At 71.2% G+C, this 14,200-nt stretch carries 14 protein-coding genes; 9 read left to right on the top strand and 5 right to left on the bottom strand.

Annotated features, from left to right (window positions below; genetic code table 11):
• Positions 1-7 precede the first annotated feature (7 nt).
• The gene (locus tag BM272_RS08580) at positions 8-253 is read left to right on the top strand and encodes a YfhL family 4Fe-4S dicluster ferredoxin (RefSeq protein ID WP_093428372.1); all 246 of its coding nucleotides are present in this window, start codon (positions 8-10) and stop codon (positions 251-253) included.
• Positions 253-1,917: a gamma-glutamyltransferase gene (gene ggt, locus BM272_RS08575; RefSeq protein ID WP_093428371.1), complete on the top strand. Its 1,665-nt coding sequence runs from the start codon at positions 253-255 to the stop codon at positions 1,915-1,917. Before BM272_RS08580 ends, ggt begins: the two co-directional genes overlap by 1 nt.
• Before the next feature lie 80 nt (positions 1,918-1,997).
• Here ggt and mutM read toward each other — a convergent pair whose 3' ends face one another.
• Positions 1,998-2,813, bottom strand: a complete 816-nt coding sequence (gene mutM / locus BM272_RS08570) for a bifunctional DNA-formamidopyrimidine glycosylase/DNA-(apurinic or apyrimidinic site) lyase (protein WP_093428370.1) — start codon at positions 2,811-2,813, stop codon at positions 1,998-2,000.
• Between the two features lie 306 nt (positions 2,814-3,119).
• Here mutM and BM272_RS08565 point away from each other — a divergent pair, with 306 nt between their 5' ends.
• Positions 3,120-5,075 carry a hydantoinase/oxoprolinase family protein gene (locus tag BM272_RS08565; protein ID WP_093428369.1) on the top strand — a complete coding sequence of 652 codons (1,956 nt, stop codon included), beginning with the start codon at positions 3,120-3,122 and terminating at the stop codon, positions 5,073-5,075.
• Positions 5,076-5,082: 7 nt separating this feature from the next.
• On the opposite strand, the gene BM272_RS08560 is transcribed toward BM272_RS08565, so the two are convergent.
• Positions 5,083-6,300: an EAL and HDOD domain-containing protein gene (locus BM272_RS08560; RefSeq protein WP_159433050.1), complete on the bottom strand. Its 1,218-nt coding sequence runs from the start codon at positions 6,298-6,300 to the stop codon at positions 5,083-5,085.
• A gap of 194 nt (positions 6,301-6,494) precedes the next feature.
• On the opposite strand from BM272_RS08560, the gene BM272_RS08555 reads away from it, so the two are divergent.
• Positions 6,495-7,685: a DesA family fatty acid desaturase gene (locus tag BM272_RS08555; protein WP_093428367.1), complete on the top strand. Its 1,191-nt coding sequence runs from the start codon at positions 6,495-6,497 to the stop codon at positions 7,683-7,685.
• Positions 7,686-7,804: 119 nt separating this feature from the next.
• Here the strand turns inward: BM272_RS08555 and rpmG are convergent, their stop codons facing one another.
• The 3 genes from rpmG to radC all read right to left on the bottom strand — a co-directional run bounded on the left by rpmG (position 7,805) and on the right by radC (position 9,134).
• Complete coding sequence (gene rpmG, locus BM272_RS08550) at positions 7,805-7,960, bottom strand: 50S ribosomal protein L33 (protein WP_093428366.1); 156 nt, start codon at positions 7,958-7,960, stop codon at positions 7,805-7,807.
• 17 nt (positions 7,961-7,977) lie between these two features.
• Entirely contained in the window at positions 7,978-8,214 is a 237-nt protein-coding gene (gene rpmB, locus BM272_RS08545; protein ID WP_093428365.1) for a 50S ribosomal protein L28, read from the bottom strand.
• Between the two features lie 245 nt (positions 8,215-8,459).
• Positions 8,460-9,134, bottom strand: coding sequence for a RadC family protein (gene radC / locus BM272_RS08540; RefSeq protein ID WP_093428421.1), 675 nt, complete (start codon positions 9,132-9,134; stop codon positions 8,460-8,462).
• A gap of 103 nt (positions 9,135-9,237) precedes the next feature.
• On the opposite strand from radC, the gene coaBC reads away from it, so the two are divergent.
• The 5 genes from coaBC to slmA are packed head-to-tail and all read left to right on the top strand — an operon-like array spanning position 9,238 to position 13,899.
• Positions 9,238-10,446, top strand: a complete 1,209-nt coding sequence (gene coaBC / locus BM272_RS08535) for a bifunctional phosphopantothenoylcysteine decarboxylase/phosphopantothenate--cysteine ligase CoaBC (protein ID WP_205407784.1) — start codon at positions 9,238-9,240, stop codon at positions 10,444-10,446.
• Between the two features lie 2 nt (positions 10,447-10,448).
• Positions 10,449-10,904 carry a dUTP diphosphatase gene (dut, locus tag BM272_RS08530; RefSeq protein WP_093428363.1) on the top strand — a complete coding sequence of 152 codons (456 nt, stop codon included), beginning with the start codon at positions 10,449-10,451 and terminating at the stop codon, positions 10,902-10,904.
• Between the two features lies 1 nt (position 10,905).
• Positions 10,906-12,327: a phosphomannomutase/phosphoglucomutase gene (locus tag BM272_RS08525; protein WP_093428362.1), complete on the top strand. Its 1,422-nt coding sequence runs from the start codon at positions 10,906-10,908 to the stop codon at positions 12,325-12,327.
• Between the two features lie 59 nt (positions 12,328-12,386).
• The gene (argB, locus tag BM272_RS08520) at positions 12,387-13,292 is read left to right on the top strand and encodes an acetylglutamate kinase (protein WP_093428361.1); all 906 of its coding nucleotides are present in this window, start codon (positions 12,387-12,389) and stop codon (positions 13,290-13,292) included.
• The gene (gene slmA / locus BM272_RS08515) at positions 13,285-13,899 is read left to right on the top strand and encodes a nucleoid occlusion factor SlmA (protein WP_093428360.1); all 615 of its coding nucleotides are present in this window, start codon (positions 13,285-13,287) and stop codon (positions 13,897-13,899) included. The genes argB and slmA overlap by 8 nt, the downstream gene beginning before the upstream one ends.
• Positions 13,900-14,200: the final 301 nt, after the last annotated feature.

Here is a 14,200-nt window from a genome sequence, read left to right as displayed (position 1 = left end):
AGACGGCATGTCCCTGCTCATCACCGACGAGTGCATCAACTGCGACGTCTGCGAGCCCGAGTGCCCCAATGGCGCCATCTCCATGGGGGACGAGATCTACGTCATCGACCCGGAGCTGTGCACCGAGTGCGTGGGCCACTTCGACGAGCCCCAGTGCATCGAGGTCTGCCCGGTGGACTGCATCGTGGTCGATCCGGACAACCAGGAGAGCCGGGACCAGCTCCAGGCCAAGTACGAACGGCTGACCGGCTGATGCGCGCCCGGCTCCGCACCCTGGCCGGCGTCGTCCTGGCGGCGCTGGCGCTCCCGGCCCCGGCCGCCTCGGGGACGGCGGCGGTGGCCACGGCCCACCCGGTCGCCACCGAGGCCGCCTTCGAGGTCCTGGAGGCCGGGGGCAATGCCTTCGACGCCGCGGTGGCCGCCAGCGCCGCCCTGGGCGTGGCCGAGCCCTACAGTTCCGGGATCGGCGGCGGCGGCTTCTGGCTCCTGGACCCCGCCGAGGGCGAGGCGGTCATGGTCGACGGCCGGGAAGCGGCGCCGGCCGCCGCCACCGCCACCATGTACCAGGACGAGTCGGGGGACCTCGTCGAGGGCGCCTCCATGAACGGCCCGCTGGCCGCCGGGATCCCCGGTGCGCCGGCGGCCTGGGACCACATCGCCAGCGAGTACGGCGCCCTGTCGCTGGCGCGCAGCCTGGAGCCGGCCATCCGGACCGCCCGGGAGGGCTTCGAGGTCACGCCCCACTACCGCCGCATGGCCGGCTTCCGCCAGGAGGTGATCCAGCGCTGGCCGGCGGGGGCGGAGACCTTCCTGGCGGACGGCGAGGTCCCGGCGGAGGGGACGCTCATCCGCCAGCCGGAGCTGGCCGATACCCTCCAGGCCCTGGCCGACCAGGGACGGGATGGCTTCTACCGCGGCCCCGTGGCCGCCGCCCTGGTCGAGGGCGCCCGGGAAGCCGGCGGGGTCTGGAACGAGGCCGACCTGGCCGACTACGCGGTAGTGGAGCGCGAGCCGGTAACCCTGGAGGTGGACGGCTGGCGGATCCACGCCGCCTCCCTGCCCTCCTCCGGCGGGATGGTCCTGGGGGAGACCTTCAACATCCTCGACGGCTACGCCCCGGAGCGCGGTAGTGCCGGGACCATCCACCTCACCGTGGAGGCCCTGCGCCGCGCCTACCGCGACCGCAACGCCCACCTGGGCGATCCCGACTTCGTGGAGCCGCCGGCCCACCTGCTGGACCCGGCCTACGCCGCCGGTCTGCGCACCGGGATCCGGCGCGACCGCGCCACCCCCAGCGAGGCGCTGGCGCCGGTTCCGGCGGCCGCTGGTGGGCACCACACCAGCCATCTCTCCATCGTGGACGGCGACGGCAACCGCGTCTCCGCGACGCTCTCCATCAACTACCCCTTCGGCAGCGGCTTCGTCGCCCCGGGGACCGGCGTGGTCCTCAACAACGAGATGGACGACTTCGCCGCCAAGCCCGGCGAGCCCAACGCCTACGGCCTGGTCCAGGGCGAGGCCAACGCCGTCGAGCCGGGCAAGCGGCCGCTCTCCAGCATGACCCCGGTGGTGATGGAAAGGGGCAACGACTTCGCCGTCCTGGGCAGCCCCGGCGGCAGCCGGATCATCACCCAGGTCCTGCTCGGGATCCGGTCGGTGATGGCCGGGGACCGGGCCGGCGCCGTGGTGGAGCGGCCCCGTTACCACCACCAGTACCTGCCCGACGTGGTGGAGTACGAGCCCGGCGCCCTGAGTGCCGCGACCCGCGAGGCACTGGAGGAGCGCGGCCACGAGCTGGAAGAGGACGGCCCCTGGGGCAACATGCAGGCCATCACCGGCGGCCCCGCCGGCGTGGAGGCGGCCAGCGATCCCCGCGGCGAGGGCATGGCCGCCGTCCGTCCCGTGGCGGCCCCGTAACCCGGCGAACCAGCGGGAGGCTCTGGCGGGGCTGCGTTCGCGAGATTCCCGCCTGCGCGGGAATGACGGGGGATATCGCCTCAGGTCTGGCAGGCGGGGCAGCGGACCGTGGCCCGCTGCCCCACCCGGGAGGTGACCAGCGTCCGGCCACAGGCCGGGCAGGGCTCGCCGGCGCGGCCGTAGGCGGCCAGCTGGATCCGGAAGTAGCCGGGTGCGCCGTCGCTGCGGGTGAAGTCCCGCAGGGTGGTGCCGCCGGCCTCGATGGCCTCGGCCAGCACGGCGCGAATGGCGTCCGCCAGTCGCCGGTAGCGCTCCCGGCCGATGCGACCGGCGCCCCGGCGCGGGTCGATACCGGCCCGGAAGAGCGCCTCCGTGGCGTAGATGTTCCCCACGCCCACCACCACCTGGTTGTCCATGATGAAGGCCTTCACCGCCGCCCGCCGACCGCGGCTGGCGCGATAGAGGTAGTCGCCGTGGAAGTCCGGCCCCAGGGGCTCCGGACCCAGTTCGGCCAGGCGGGGATGGGTGGTGCCCGCCGGCTGCCAGAGGGCGGCGCCGAAGCGGCGGGGGTCGCGCAGGCGCAGGGCCTGGCCGTCTTCCAGCACCAGGTCCAGGTGGTCGTGGCGTTCCGGCGGGGTGTCGGCGGGGACCACTCGCAGGCTGCCCGACATCCCGAGATGCAGGATGAGCGTCCCCGCACCACCCGCCGGCAGCAGGAGGTACTTGGCGCGGCGTTCCACCGGCCCCAGCAGGGCGCCGCGCAGGTGATCGGCCAGGGCCGGGTCCACCGGCCAGCGCAGGCGCGGTTCCCGGACCACCAGCTCGCGCACGCGCCGCCCCTCCAGGTGGGGGGCGATGCCGCGTCGGGTGGTCTCGACCTCGGGGAGTTCGGGCACGGGCGCCTCGCGGGTGGCTCCATGGGGGCGGAGGCGGTATTGTCCCGGCCCCGGGCGTGGCTGCCAAGTCGGCAGGGCCCGTTGGCAGGGTTCTCGAGGTTCCCGCGTGCGCGGGAACGACGAGGCATTCCCTGGGGGGCATTCTCTGGCCCCCGTCATCCCGGGCGGCGCGTAGCGCCGACCCGGGACCTCGACAACAGGCCCGTACGGGCCGTCCTGGCCCCCGATGGCCAGCTATCGGGACACGCTCCAGTTGCCATCTCACGTCCGTAGAAGGTCCGATCGCGGAGCAAGGGGAAGCGAAAGATGAAACGGCTCGGCGTGGATACCGGCGGCACCTTCACCGACCTGGTCCTGGTGGACGAGGGCGGAGCGGTGCGCACCCGCAAGGTCCTCTCCACCCCGGAGGCGCCGGAGCGGGCCATCCTCGCCGGCATGGCCGATCTCGGCCTGGACCCCGCCGATCCCGGGCTGGAGGTTATCCACGGGACGACGGTGGCGACCAACGCCGTCCTGGAGGGGCGGGGGGCGCGCACGGTCCTCATTACCAACCGCGGCTTCGCCGATCTGCTGACCATCGGCCGCCAGGCGCGTGCCGACCTCTACGACCTCCAGCCCCCGGCGAAGGAGCCACCGGTCCCCGCGGAACTCTGCCTGGAGGTGGGCGGGCGCATCGGCCCCGAGGGCGAGACGGTCGCCCCCCTGGAGGAGGCGGAACTCGCCGGGCTGGCCCACCGGGTCGCGGCCCTGGAGCCGGAGGCCGTGGCCATCAATCGACTCTTCTCCTTCCAGGCGCCGGAGGAGGAGGCGCGCATCGCCGGGGCCCTGCCGCCCGGCCCCTTTGTCAGCCGCTCGTCGGCGGTGCTCGCCGAGATCCGGGAGTATGAGCGCGGGGTCGCCACCTGGCTCAACGCCCGGCTGGGGCCGGTGGTCCAGGGCTACCTGGACCGGCTGGCGGCGGCACTGCCGGGGCCGCGCATCGCGGTGATGCAGAGCCACGCCGGTACCTGCGATATCGCCACCGCCGGGGAGGGGGCGGTCCGGCTGCTCCTCTCCGGCCCCGCGGGCGGGCTCGCGGCGGCCGCGCGAACCGGCGGGGATGAGCGCCAGCTCACCTTCGACATGGGGGGAACCTCCACCGATGTCGCCCTGGTGGCCGGGGAGCCGCGGATTACCACCGAGGGCCATATCGGGCCCTGGCCGGTGGCGGTGCCCCAGGTGGAGATGCATACCATCGGTGCCGGTGGCGGCTCCATCGCCAGCCTGGACGCGGGCGGCCTGCTCCGCGTGGGGCCGGCCTCCGCAGGCGCCGACCCGGGGCCGGCCTGCTACGGCCGGGGCGGGACCGAGCCCACGGTGACCGACGCCAACGTGGTCCTGGGCCGACTGCCGTCCGAGGTGGCCCTGGGCGGTGACCTGGCGCTGGATGGCGAGGCGGCCCGCGCGGCCGTGGGGCGCCTGGGCGCGGCCATGGGACGCGACCCGGAGGCCGCGGCCGAGGGGATCCTGGCGGTGGCGTGCGAGCGCATGGCCGAGGCGCTGCGAGTGGTCGCGGTCCAGCGGGGGGAGGACCCGGCGGCGCTGACGCTGACCAGCTTCGGCGGGGCCGGGGGGCTCCACGTCTGCGAGGTGGCCGAGCGCCTGGGGATGACTCGCGCCCGCGTGCCCGCGCGGGCGGGGCTCTTCTCCGCCGTGGGCATGCTCGTGGCCCCCTGGTCCCGGGTCTTCTCCCGCAGTCGGCGAGAGGCGCTGGCCGGCGCCGGGGCGGCAGCGGTGGTGTCGCTACTGGCTGCTCTGCACACCGAGGGCGAGGCGGCCTATCGTGCCGATGGCGGGGATCCGGCGCGGCTGGTGGCCGAGCCCCGCGTGGAGCTGCGCTATACCGGGCAGTCTCACGCCCTGGCGGTGGACTGGACCGGTGACCCGGCCACGGCGGAGGCCGCCTTCCATGCGGCCCATCGTCGGCTCTACGGCCACGCGCTGGAACTGCCGGTGGAACTGGTCACGGTCCGGCTGCAACTACGCGGGCCGCTGCCGGCGCTACCACCGGCCGAGGCGGCAGCCGGTGAGGAGGCGGAGCCGGAGGCCCGGGTCGGGGTTCACGGCATCGCGACGCCCGTGCCGCTCTTCCGGCGGGATTCCCTGCTCCCGGGGCGGCACGTAACGGGCCCGGCGCTGGTGGTGGATGAGGCCACCACCGTCTGGGTGGCGCCGGGCTGGGAAGCAGAGGCGGCGGGCGGAGAGCTGCGCCTCTCCCGGTAGCGATGGGTCAGGCGACGATCTCGCGCATGAGGTCGTCGGCCCACTGGACCGCCTCCAGGTAGGCATCCCGGACCGAGCCCGGGGCGATGCCGCAGGTATTGTTCTCCACCGCTGCCCAGTCTCCCTGTTCGTAGGCCAGGACGCAGTCCAGTACCGCCCCCGGGATACCACCGCGCTCCAGCAGGGCCCGGGCCACCGGCTGGCTCAGGGGCAGCTGCTCCAGGACTGCCTCCAGCGGCTGGTCCAGCAGGGCGTCCAGGGTGGAGAAGAGCCCCACGGTGAAATAGAGGTCGCTACTGGTATTCGGGTCCACCGTCGCGCCCAGGTTCTGACAGAGGCGGGCGCGGATCACGGCGGTGCGTACCAGCTCCGTGGGCTTGTCCTCCACAGAGGAGAGGGTGAGCAGGGTGGCCCAGTTACGCACGGCGTCCAGCCCCAGCAGCATCAGGGCCCGGCCGACGCTGTCCACCTCCCGGCGGAGGTTGAAGTAGGCGGAGTTGATGAGTCGCAGCAGCCGGTAGGAGAGGGTGACATCCCGGCTGATGAGCCGCTCCAGGGTGGACAGCTCCACATCCGGATCCTGCAGGGCGGAGAGGAGTTCGGCGATGGCCACGCGGTTAGTGGGGAGGTGGTTGCCCCGGACCACCTCCGGCCGGCAGAAGAAGAAGCCCTGGAAGAGATCGAAGCCCAGCTCCCGGCAGTGGTGGAATTCCTGGTGGGTCTCCACCTTCTCCGCCAGCAGGCGGGTGCCGTTACCGGACAGGCGTTCTACGTGCTTCTCCAGCTCGCCGTCGCCGAGCTGCATCAGGTCGATCTTGATGATGTCGGCCTGCCGGACCAGCGGCTCCAGATGGGGCTGGTAGACAAAATCGTCCAGGGCAATGGTATAGCCCCGGGCGCGGAGGTTGGCCACGGCGTTGACGATCTCGTCGGTGACCGGGGTGTCCTCCAGGAGTTCCAGCACCAGCTGCCCCTCGGTGGTCGGCAGCGGGTACTCCCCCAGGAGGAAGGAGGGCGTGAGGTTCACGAAGGCGCGGTGGCGGCCGACGATCTCATCGACACCGATCTCCACGAAGGTGTTGTAGAGGACTTCGCTGGTAGCCCGGTCACCGTCGGTGACCCCGGCCTCGGTCTCGCTTCGCCCGCGGAACAGGAGCTCGTAGGCGTAGACATCCATGTTCCGGCGGTAGATGGGCTGGCGCCCTACGAGGATATCATTGGCCATCGATCTTCCTTGTGCACCAGTCAGACCCCCTCGGGAGCGTGTGGACTTGCTTGTCGATAGCATGATAAACGAGATGGGTGCCGGGTGGTGGCCAGGATCGAACCACCCGCATTCGGTGACGCGACCATCGGGGCTGCGTTACCGTGGCAACCTGCCATACTTGGTAAGTCATCCTGAAGGTAGCAGCATCTCCCATGTGGAACGGTATTCTCGGTAGTCTCCCCTGGTGGGGTTACATCCTCATCGTCCTGGCCGCGACGCATATCACCATCGTCTCGGTCACGGTCTTCCTCCATCGGCACCAGGCGCACCGCGCCCTGGAGCTCCACCCGGTCGTGAGCCACTTCTTCCGCTTCTGGCTGTGGCTGACCACGGGCATGGTGACCCGGGAGTGGGTAGCCATCCATCGTAAGCACCACGCCAAGGTCGAGGGGCCGGAGGATCCGCACAGCCCCCAGGTCTACGGGATTCGTAAGGTCCTGCTGGAGGGCGCGGAACTGTATCGCGCCGAGGCCGAGGAGGAGGCGACCCTGGACCGCTACGGCAAGGGCACGCCGGATGACTGGATGGAGCGCAACGTCTACCAGCGCTTCACCATGGGGGGCATCAGCCTGATGCTCGTCCTGAACCTGGTGCTGTTCGGCCCCATCGGCCTCTCCATCTGGGGCGTGCAGATGCTCTGGATCCCCTTCTGGGCGGCCGGGGTCATCAACGGGGCCGGCCACTACTGGGGTTATCGCAACCACGCCTCGCCGGATACCTCCACCAATATCGTGCCGTGGGGGATCATCATCGGGGGCGAGGAGCTGCACAATAATCACCACGCCCATGCCGGGTCGGCGAAGTTCAGCCACCGCAAGGGCGAGTTCGACATCGGCTGGCTCTACATCCGGCTCATGGAGATGGTGGGCCTGGCCCGGGTGAAGAAGGTCGCCCCGGTGCCGGAGGTGGTGGCCAAGGAGGAGGCCGACTACGAGACGGTACGCGCGGTGGTGGCCAACCGCTTCCAGGTCATGGCGCGCTACAGCAAGGACGTCATGGCCCGGGTGCTCAAGGAGGAGGAGCGGCAGACCGAGGCGTCCAGTCCGCGTCGCAGCCTGCTCCGCCGCGCCCGCGCCGTGGTTCGCCGTGAGGGTGCGCCCCCGGAGGTCACCGGAAGCAGCCAGCTGGATTCCGTGTTCCAGGACAGCGAGACGCTTCGCACCGTCCAGCAGTACAAGGAGCGGCTCCAGGCGATCTGGAAGCAGTCCGCCGCTACCCGGGAGCAGCGCCTGAATGCCCTGCGTGACTGGTGTCGGGAGGCCGAGGCCACCGGGATCGAGGCGCTCCAGGAGTTCGCCGCCCGCCTGCGCGGCTATACGCTTCCGAACTCGTCCGCCGCCTAGGCGGTGATGGTCCGGCCCCTTGGGGGCCGGGGCTACCGGGCGTTTCAACCGGACACACAAAAGGGGGCCCGCCGGCTGGCGGACCCCCTTTTTTCTACACCCCGATTCGGGAGGGGAAGCTACTTGATCTTGGCTTCCTTGTAGATTACGTGCTGCCGGATGACGGGATCGAACTTCTTGATCTCCATCTTCTCGGGCATGTTCCGCTTGTTCTTGGTCGTGGTGTAGAAGTGGCCGGTACCGGCCGACGAGACCAGACGAATCTTTTCCTGCATGTCAGCCTCCCGCGCGCCTAGACGCGCTCACCGCGCTTGCGGATATCATTGAGCACCGATTCGATGCCCTTCTTGTCGATGATGCGCATCCCCTTGGAGCTCACCCGCAGGGTGACCCAGCGGCCCTCGTTCTCCACCCAGAAACGGTGCTGGTGGAGGTTGGGCAGGAAACGCCGCTTGTTCTTGCGGTTCGAGTGGGAAACGTTGTTCCCGGTAATCGGCCGCTTGCCGGTTACCTGACAGACCTTGGACATTGGGAGCCTCCCGAATCAGTGGGCGCCGAAAGCCGGGTTTTATACCACGACTCGGGTGGCTCCTCAAGCCGAACGGGGCAAAAGTGCGGAGTGAAGCGGGGTCGGCGGTAGTGGGGACTGGTGGTGTCGGGTCATCAGGTCCTCGACGGCAGGGATGCCGTCGAGGAGCCGACATGGGTGTATGTACGGCGTACCTGATGACCCGGTACCCCCTCCCTGCACTTCGGTTTTTCTCGGCCTTCCCTTCAGTCCATCAGACCCCGCTCGGCGAACGAGACCACCTCGTCCCCGATGACGAAGTGGTCCAGCAGCCGGACGTCCACCAGCTCCAGGGCCTCCCGCAGGCGCCGGGTGAGGCTCTGGTCCGAGGTGCTGGGATCGGCCACTCCCGAGGGATGGTTGTGCGCGGCGATGACGGCCGCGGCGTTGTGGTCCAGGCAGCGGCGGACCACCTTGCGCGGGTGGACGGAGGCGCCGTTGACGGTGCCATGGAACAGCGTCTCGAAGGCCAGCACCCGGTGGCGGTTATCCAGGAAGAGGCAGGCGAAGGCCTCCTCCGGCTGGTGGCGCAGCCGGGCGGTGAGGAAGGCGCGGGTGCTCGCCGGCCCGTCCAGGGTATCCAGCGGCTCCAGGCGGGCGGCCAGGTGGCGCCGGGCCATCTCCAGCACCGCCTGGATCTGGACGAACTTGGCCTCGCCCAGGCCGCGGTGGCCGCAGAAGGTGGCGCGGTCGGCCTCCAGCAGGGGGCGGAGGCCGTCGAAGGCGGTGAGCAGCTCGCGGCCTAGGTCCACGGCGGAGGTGCCGGCGACCCCGGTGCGCAGGAAGATGGCCAGCAGCTCGGCATCGGAGAGGGCCTCCGGTCCCTGCTCCAGCAGGCGCTCGCGCGGACGTTCCCCTTCGGGCCAGTGACGGATGGACACGGGGCTCCCTCCCCAATGGTGGCGATCGCCTCCCTGCGATCGACCAAAAGGCTGCCACGGGCCCCGGGCCACGGCAACCCGGCCTTCTGGTAGACTCCGCGCCATGGGCGATCTCGAAGGACGCAGGGTGCTGGTGGGCGTGGGCGGTGGTATCGCCGCCTACAAGGTCGTGGAGGCCGTGCGCGGCCTGCGCGCGGCCGGGGCCGAGGTTCGGGTGATGATGAGCGAGGCGGCCACCGCCTTCATCACGCCGCTGACCCTGCAGGCGGTCTCCGGCCATCCCGTGCGGCAGCAGCTGCTGGACCCGGAGGCCGAGGCCGGCATGGACCACATCGAGCTGGCTCGCTGGCCCGAGGCCATCCTCCTCGCACCGGCCGGTGCCGACCGCCTGGCGCGCCTGGCCGTCGGCCGGGCCGACGACCTTATCGGCGCCGTCTGCCTGGCCACCACCGCGCCCCTGCTCGCAGCGCCGGCCATGAACCACCGGATGTGGGCGCATCCCGCCACCCAGCGCAACGTCGAGCAGCTCGGCGCCGACGGCGTCCAGCTGCTGGGGCCGGCCAGCGGCGACCAGGCCTGTGGCGAGAACGGCCCCGGCCGCATGGTGGAACCGACGGAGCTGGTGGCCGCGGTGACCGAGGCCCTGGGCAGCCGCAGCCTCACCGGCCGCTGCGTCATGGTCACCGCCGGCCCCACCCGGGAGCCGGTGGACCCGGTGCGTTACCTGGGCAATCGCTCCTCCGGCAAGACCGGCTTCGCCATCGCTGCCGCCGCCCGCCGGGCCGGCGCGCGGGTGATCCTGGTGGCCGGTCCGGTGAATCTGGCCACCCCCCCCGGGGTGGAACGGGTGGACGTGCAGACCGCCGAGGAGATGCGCTACGCCGTCCACGCCTGGGTGGGGGCGTGCGACCTCTTCGTCGGGACCGCCGCCGTGGCCGACTACCGCCCGGCGGAGCCGGCGGCGGGGAAGGTCAAGCGCGACGGCGAGGGGCGAACCCTCTCGCTGGTGCCCAATCCCGACATCCTCGCCGAGGTGGCCGCCCGGCCGAAGCCGCCGCTGACCATGGGCTTCGCCGCCGAGACCGGGGACGTGGAGGCCAACGCGCGGGCCAAGCTCGCCAGCAAGGGCATCGACCTCGTGGTGGCCAACGAGGTGGGCGAGGGCAAGGGCTTTGATACCGACGACAATACCGTCACCGTCCTCTGGGAGGGCGGGAGGCGCCGGCTGGGGCCGGCGCCCAAGACGGAGCTGGCGCGGGAGCTGGTGGCGCTGGCCGCCGCCCGGCTGGACGGCACACTACAGGGGGGATGACGATGCAGCGGATCGAGGTGAAGCGGCTGGACCCGCGGCTGGGGGAGAGTATCCCCCTGCCGGAGCAGGCCACCGCGGGCAGCGCCGGCATGGACCTGCGCGCCTGCCTGGACGAGCCCCTGATCCTGGAGCCGGGGCAGACGGAACTCCTCTCCACCGGGCTGGCCATCCACATCGGCGACCCCGGGCTGGCCGCGATGATCCTCCCCCGATCCGGCCTGGGCCATAAACACGGCATCGTCCTGGGCAACCTCGTGGGGCTCATCGACTCCGACTACCAGGGCGAACTCATGGTCTCCTGCTGGAACCGCGGGCAGACGCCCTTCACCATCGAGGTGGGCGAGCGCATCGCCCAGCTCGTCTTCGTCCCCGTGGTGGCCGCGGAGCTGACGATGGTGGATTCCTTCGAGACCAGTGACCGGGCCGAGGGCGGCTTCGGCCACACCGGACGGGGCTGACATGACCGTCGCCGGCCCCGAGCACCTGCCGGCCGCGGAACTCTTTCGCACCTACGATATCCGCGGCGCTGCCGCCGATCTCGCCGAAGGCGATGCCGCCTGGTGGCTGGGGCGCGCCATCGCCACCGTGGCCGCCGAGAGTGCGCCGGGGCCCGTGGCGCTGGGACGCGACGGCCGCCTCTCCAGCCCGGCCATCGCCGCCGCCGTCGCCGACGGCCTGCGGGCCGGGGGTGCCAATGTTATCGACCTCGGGGCGATTCCCACCCCGCTGCTCTACTACGGTGCCTGGCGGCTGGCCCGCGGCAACGGCGTCATGGTCACCGCCAGCCACAACCCCCCGGCGGATAACGGCCTGAAGATCGTCCTGGGTCGGCGCACCCTCTTCGGCGACGGCATCCGCGACCTGCGCCATCGGCTGCAGGAGGGGGCCCTTACCCGCGGCGACGGGAGCTACCGCACGGCCGACATCCTCGCCGACTACCGTTCCCGCATCGCCGAGGACATCCGGCTGGAGCGACCGCTGGAGGTGGTGGTGGATGCCGGCAACGGCATCGCCGGGCCGGCGGCGGTGGCGGTGCTCGAGGCACTGGGCGCCCGGGTCCACCCCCTCCACTGCGAGCCCGACGGCCACTTCCCCCACCACCACCCCGATCCCAGCCGCCCGGAGAACCTCGCCGACCTGGCCGAGGCCGTGCGTCATCAGGGCGCCGACCTGGGGCTCGCCTTCGACGGCGACGGCGACCGCCTGGGCGTGGTGGACGAACAGGGGCGGATGGTCTGGCCGGACCGGCTGCTGGCGCTCTTCCTCCCGGAGGTCCTGGCGGCCCGGCCGGGGGCGGCGGTGCTCTTCGACGTGAAATCCACCGGGGCGCTCTTCTCGGCCATCACGGAGGCCGGCGGCCGACCGGTGATGACGCCCTCCGGCCACTCCCTCATCCGTGCCCGGATGGAGGCGGAGGGGGCGGTGCTCGCCGGGGAGCTCACCGGCCACCTATTCCTGGCGGATCGCTGGTTCGGTTTCGATGATGCCCTCTACGCCGCCGCCCGGATCCTGGAGCTGGTCGCCCGGGCGCCGACTACCGCCGACGCCCTGGGCGAGCCCGGCGATTGCGTGGCCACGCCGGAGATCCATCTGCCAGTGGCGCGGGCCCACGGCCAGACGGTGATCGCTGCCCTGCAGGCGATGACCCCGCCCCCCGGGGCCGCAGCCACCACCGTGGACGGCCTGCGCCTGGACTTCCCCCGCGGCTGGGGGCTCATCCGCCTCTCCAACACCGCCGACGCCCTGGTGCTGCGCTTCGAGGCCGCCGACGTCGGCGAGCTGGCGGCCCAGCGCGAGCAGCTGCGGCGGATGCTGGCCGAGGTGGACCCGGCGCTGGCCGGGGCCCTGGCGGGCGCCACGCTGCTGGGTGGCATGAGTTAGTTAATGCTTGCTACCCTCTGGACCCAGATAAAACAAGGCACCCACAAGGCAAACGCCCCATGAGTCTCGACCCGTCCCAGGCGATGAACGTCGCCCACGTCCTCACCGAGGCCCTGCCCTACATCCGGCGCTTCACCGGCCGCACCGTCGTGGTCAAGTACGGCGGCAACGCCATGGTGGACGAGCGCCTCAAGCAGGGCTTCGCCCGGGACATCGTCCTGATGAAGCTGGTGGGGATGAACCCCATCGTCGTCCACGGCGGCGGCCCCCAGATCGGCGAACACCTCGCCCGCATGGGCAAGGAGAGCGAATTCGTCGAGGGCATGCGCGTCACCGACGCCGAGACCATGGACGTCGTCCAGATGGTCCTCGGCGGCCTGGTGAACAAGGAGATCGTCCGCCTGCTCAACCAGCACGGCGGCTGTGCCGTGGGCCTCACCGGCAAGGATGGCGAGATGATCCGGGCGCGCAAGCTCACCTTTACCCGCTCCAATCCGGAGCTGCAGGAGCCGGAGATCATCGACGTCGGCCACGTGGGGGAGGTGGAGTCCATCGACGCCTCGGTCCTCCACATGCTCGCCGAGGACGACTTCATCCCGGTCATCGCTCCCATCGGGGTGGGCGAGGACGGCGCCGCCTACAACATCAACGCCGATCTCGTCGCCGGCCGCATCGCCGAGGTGCTGGAGGCGGAGAAGCTGATGCTGCTCACCAACACCCCCGGCGTTCTGGATCCCGAGGGCAATCTCCTCACCGGCCTCACTGCCGGCGAGGTGGATGATCTCATCGCCGACGGCACCATCGCTGGCGGCATGCTGCCCAAGATCCGCTGCGCCCTGGACGCGGTGGCCGGCGGCGTGAAGGCGGCGCACATCGTCGACGGCCGCGTGGAGCACGCGGTCCTGCTGGAGATATTTACCGACGAGGGCGTGGGCACCCTCATCCGCGGAGGTCGCCATGAGTGAGGAGCAGACCGGTTCATCCCAGCGTGGCAACCGGCGCCAGGAGATCCTGGAGACCCTGGCCCGGATCCTGGAGGAGCAGCCGGGGGAGCGGATCACCACCGCCGGCCTGGCCCGGGCGGTAGGCGTCTCCGAGGCGGCGCTCTACCGCCACTTCCCCAGCAAGGGGAAGATGTTCGAGGCGCTCATCGAGTTCGCCGAGGAGGCCGTCTTCGGCCTCATCAACCGCATCCTGGAGGAGCACGACGACCCCGCCGACCGCTGTGAGCGGATCATGGGCGTGCTCCTGGGCTTTGCCCAGCGCAACCCCGGCATCACGCGGGTACTCCTGGGCGAGGCCCTGGTGGGCGAGGTAGAGCGGCTGCGCCAGCGGGTGGACGGCTTCTACGACCGGCTGGAGACGCGCTTCAAGCAGATCCTGCGCGAGGGGGAGGGCACCGGCCACCTGCCGGTGGGCAGCCCCGCCACCGCCTCGGCCAACCTCCTGGTCTCCGTGGCCGAGGGCCGCATGCGGCAGTTCCTGCGCAGCGGCTTCCAGCGCCAGCCCCTGGAGCACTGGGAGCAGCAGTGGGGCCTGCTGGCCGTCGCCCTCTTTCCGAACCGTCAGTAGTGGCAGACGCTGTCACGTCAGCGGTGCCAGGGAGGGCAGCCACCCCGGGGATAGCGCCAGGCCGGCACCCGAACGACGGCGTGTGGCGAGTTGGCACGAAGATTGTATAATGGAAGGCAGTGATGGGTGGCCTCCCTTTCCTCGGGGGAGGCCCACAGCCTCCCATCCGATGCTCCTCCATCGAGGCAGATTGGCCCGGCCCGCACAGCGGCCCGGGCCATTTTTTTGGTTCATCGCCCATTTCCCAGGTATTAGGGGTCAGGTCTTGTGTGTGGTGTATGGGGCGAAGAAAAGCCGCCCG

It is taken from the genome of Thiohalospira halophila DSM 15071 (genome assembly GCF_900112605.1).
Classification (GTDB): Bacteria; Pseudomonadota; Gammaproteobacteria; order Thiohalospirales; family Thiohalospiraceae; genus Thiohalospira; species Thiohalospira halophila.
Note: the sequence above shows the minus strand (reverse complement) of the source record. Positions and strands in the feature narration are given on the sequence as shown.